Origin of the sequence: Mycobacterium sp., assembly GCF_032159565.1 — a bacterium.
Classification (GTDB): domain Bacteria; phylum Actinomycetota; class Actinomycetes; order Mycobacteriales; family Mycobacteriaceae; genus Mycobacterium.
This window is the reverse complement of sequence record NZ_JAVHWR010000203.1, coordinates 1-3,506: the sequence shown is the minus strand read 5'-3', so window position 1 is coordinate 3,506 and position 3,506 is coordinate 1. Positions and strand designations below refer to the sequence as shown.

2 protein-coding genes and 1 pseudogene are annotated in these 3,506 nt (G+C 63.5%); 1 reads left to right on the top strand and 2 read right to left on the bottom strand.

Annotation, left to right across the window (positions count from 1 at the left end; genetic code table 11):
• Positions 1 to 48: 48 nt before the first annotated feature.
• The gene (locus QOC76_RS27525; RefSeq protein WP_526362482.1) at positions 49 to 1,257 is read left to right on the top strand and encodes an IS30 family transposase; all 1,209 of its coding nucleotides are present in this window, start codon (positions 49 to 51) and stop codon (positions 1,255 to 1,257) included.
• Between the two features lie 66 nt (positions 1,258 to 1,323).
• Here QOC76_RS27525 and QOC76_RS27520 read toward each other — a convergent pair.
• Positions 1,324 to 1,679 (bottom strand): annotated as a pseudogene (locus QOC76_RS27520) (nuclear transport factor 2 family protein).
• A gap of 40 nt (positions 1,680 to 1,719) precedes the next feature.
• Entirely contained in the window at positions 1,720 to 3,378 is a 1,659-nt protein-coding gene (locus QOC76_RS27515; protein ID WP_526362480.1) for a carboxylesterase/lipase family protein, read from the bottom strand.
• Positions 3,379 to 3,506: the final 128 nt, after the last annotated feature.

Genomic DNA, 3,506 nt, shown 5'->3' with positions numbered 1-3,506 from the left:
GGCGGATTCATACGGTCAATGCAACATCTATTGATTTGGGAGGTTGCAATGCCGAGTGGATATCCGTTCTCCAAGTCGGTTAAGCGGGAGTTTTTCGACCGGATCTGTCGCGGTGAGGCATCAGGAGATGTGGCCTACGATCTCGGCGCGTCGCGCGACACAGGAACCAGCTGGTGGCGTCAGGCTGGCTCCATGAAAATCCATACCGGGGGGCGGGGACGCGTGTTTCGTGGGCTGGTTGAGCCCGGCAATTTGGCGTTGCCTGGCGGTCGTGGGCATCGGCTTAATGACGCTGAGCGGATCGAGATTATGCGGGGCCGCGACGTCGGACGGTCGCACGCTGAGATCGGCCGGCGCATCGGGCGGCACCGTTCAACGGTGTGCCGCGAGATCGCGCGCAACAGCAATCTCGACGGGGATTATCACGCTTTGATGGCCCATGCCCGGGCGGCCGAACGAGCTTGCCGGCCAAAGGGGTTCAAGCTCAAAGACCACCCGCTGTGTGCCGTAATCGAGGAGTGGATGGATGAGGGATGGAGCCCGAAACTAATCGCTGATGTGTTGGCCCGCGATCACCCCGATGACAGTCTTAACCGGGTGAGCCACGAAACCATCTACAAGTGCCTGTATGTGCAGACCCGTGGCAGTCTGCGCGCTGATCTGCATAAACGGCTGTCTACCAAGCGGGCGAACCGCAAACCCCGCGGGCGCACCGACAACCGCCGTGGCGTGTTCAGCAGCGGCGAGGAGTTCAAGATCAGCGACCGGCCACCTGAAGCCGATGATCGGGCCGTCCCCGGGCACTGGGAAGGCGACCTGATTGTCGGGCCCCACAGCGCGATCGGCACCTTAGTGGAGCGCTCGACCCGCTTCACCATCTTGTTGCACTTGCCCGGCGATCACACCGCCGAAACGGTCGCGACCGCGATGATCGAGGCGATGCGCGAGCTGCCCGACGATCTGCGGCGGTCAATCACCTGGGACCGCGGCAGCGAGATGGCCAACTGGCGGCAGATCCACCTCGAGCTCGACGCTCCGGTGTACTTCTGCAATCCGCACTCGCCGTGGCAGCGCGGCACCAACGAGAACACCAACCGGCTGCTGCGGTTCTGGTTCGAAAAAGGAAGCGACCTCAGCGGTTACACCAAGACCGACCTCAAACGCATCCAAGACACCCTCAACCGCCGACCCCGACCCACCCTCGATCTCGACACCCCCGCCCAACGACTAGCCGCCCTGCTCGAGGAAGCCGCCTAGCGATGTTGCATTAACCGATTGACTTTGGGTCACACTTTGTCGCCACGACCGCAGACTGAACGAGCGTCATGAGCCCAGATACGTGCCGTGACCCACTCGCACGAGGGCGCGTCGAACGTCAGCACCTCGTTGACCAGTTCGCCCCGGTGGTTTCGGTAGTTGATCACCAGCGTCGACTCACCCTGATACACCGCGATGACCTCGAAGTACAGGTCGGGCAGCAGTGCCAAAGCCGTTGTCCAGTAGTGTCGCAACGCCTCCTTGCCGCGCACCACACCCAGAGAGTCGGGCAGCACGCGCGCGGCGATCGGCGAGCTGAAGACGACGTCGTGGTGGAAGTGCGCGAGCACCGCTTCCACATCGTGGGAGTTCCAGGCCTGCACCCAGTCGTCGGCGAACTGCTGAGGTTCCGGCGTCGGCATCTCGTCAGCTTAGAGACGGCTCGGAGTTCTCAACGGGTATTCATCTGGGCAGGTTGTCCCAGAACGGACACTGGTGGCTTTGGCCGAAGTCGGTGACGACGCGACTGCCGTCGGGCTGCAGCGACATCCAGGGCTGCGCTGCGACATCGGTGCCCAGCGCGGGCCAATCGGGTTGACCGACGGCGTGCGGCGAAGCGTTGATGACGAACTGGCTCCAGTAGTCCAGCATCTGGTCGGACAGCTTCTGTTGCGCAGGGTCCAGCGGTCCCGCACCACCGATCTCGAAGATGAAGCGCAGCTCAAGTGAGTGACTGGCGCCGACGGGAAAAGGCAACGTGCGCATCGGCTCTGGTGCAGGCGCGTCACGGTCGTTGAACTCGTAGGCATACACCGGACCCGCCCGTGCAAGGTCTTCGCTCGTCCGTTCGGTGACACACGAGAACACACCGTCGGTGACCGACGCGGAGTAGGCGGAGTAGACGTTACCGCCGTAGTTGCTCAACGGATAGCGCTGGGCCACCGCAACGGCGTTGGCGCCGAACGTGTCTCGCAGCAGATCCGGATACTGCTCGGCGGTGTAGACCTTGCCTAGCCGCAGATATTGCAGCGCGACGAACAACGTGAACTCGTCGCGGTTCGTGCCCATCAGCACCGGAACGCGAACGGCATCATTCTCCGCGATCGCGGTGACGGGATCGAGTGGGAGCACCGCTGTGCCTGCCACTGGTCCGGGCAGCGCGTCCTCCCCGATGTTGTAGAACGTCACCGGTTCTCGCAGTTTGTCCACCGGCAACGCCCGTAGACAGTCCGCCGCAGTGCGGGGGTCGCCACAGCCGACTTTTGCTGCGTAGTCGACACTTCTTTGTTCCGCCATCGGCAACTGGACTTGAGCGCCACACGGCGCGCTCTGGATGATCGCCGCGCGGAACAGATTTTTGGAACCCGGCGCGACAAGGTGGTCGCAGACCGACATGCCGCCGGCTGATTCGCCGGCAACGGTCACCTTGTCCGGGTCGCCACCGAAGCTTGTGATGTTGTCCCTCACCCAGCGCAATGCGGCCTGCTGGTCCTGAAATCCGTAGTTGCCGACGTCACCGGGCGGCCCGAGCGACGGATGCGCCAGGAACCCGAGCGTTCCGAGTCGATAGTTGATGGTGACGACAATGATGTCGCCACGCGAAATGAGCCACCGACCGTCGTAGATCTTGCCGCTGCCGCCTGTGAACGAGCCGCCGTGAATCCACACGATGACCGGTCGCGGCGATCCCGTCATCGCGGGAGTCCACACATTGAGGCTCAGGCAGTCCTCGTCGCTCTGCTTGCCGAACTCCGGATCAGCGCTGGGATCCTGTATGCACCGCGGCCCCGGTTCGGTGGCATCGCGTATTCCCTTCCAGGCCGGCGCGGGCGCAGGCGGTTGGAAGCGCAGCCGGCCGACGGGCGGTGCCGCATAAGGGATACCGGCGAATAACCGGTGATCCCATTCGACGACCCCGCGTACCATCCCTGTGGCTGTCTTGACCAGCGAGGTATCCGACTGGGGCTGCGGTGTGGGGATCACCGGTGACGGCGGCTCCAGGATCTGCGGGACAACCGCCTTCGGCGCTCCGCCGACCAGCCGGCCGAGCGCGACCACCAGCACCGTCGCCAACACGACGAGCAGGACTACCCGCAGGCTTCGAGCCGTCCCTGGCTGCACGGAGTCCGAGCCTACGCAGCCTTTCAGCCAAACCCTGGATGACCGGTGCGGCGATCCCCTAGACTCAAAAGTTGACAGGCGTCAAGTTTTGTTCAGCCCATGATCAGGAGACTCGATGAGTTCGCGCA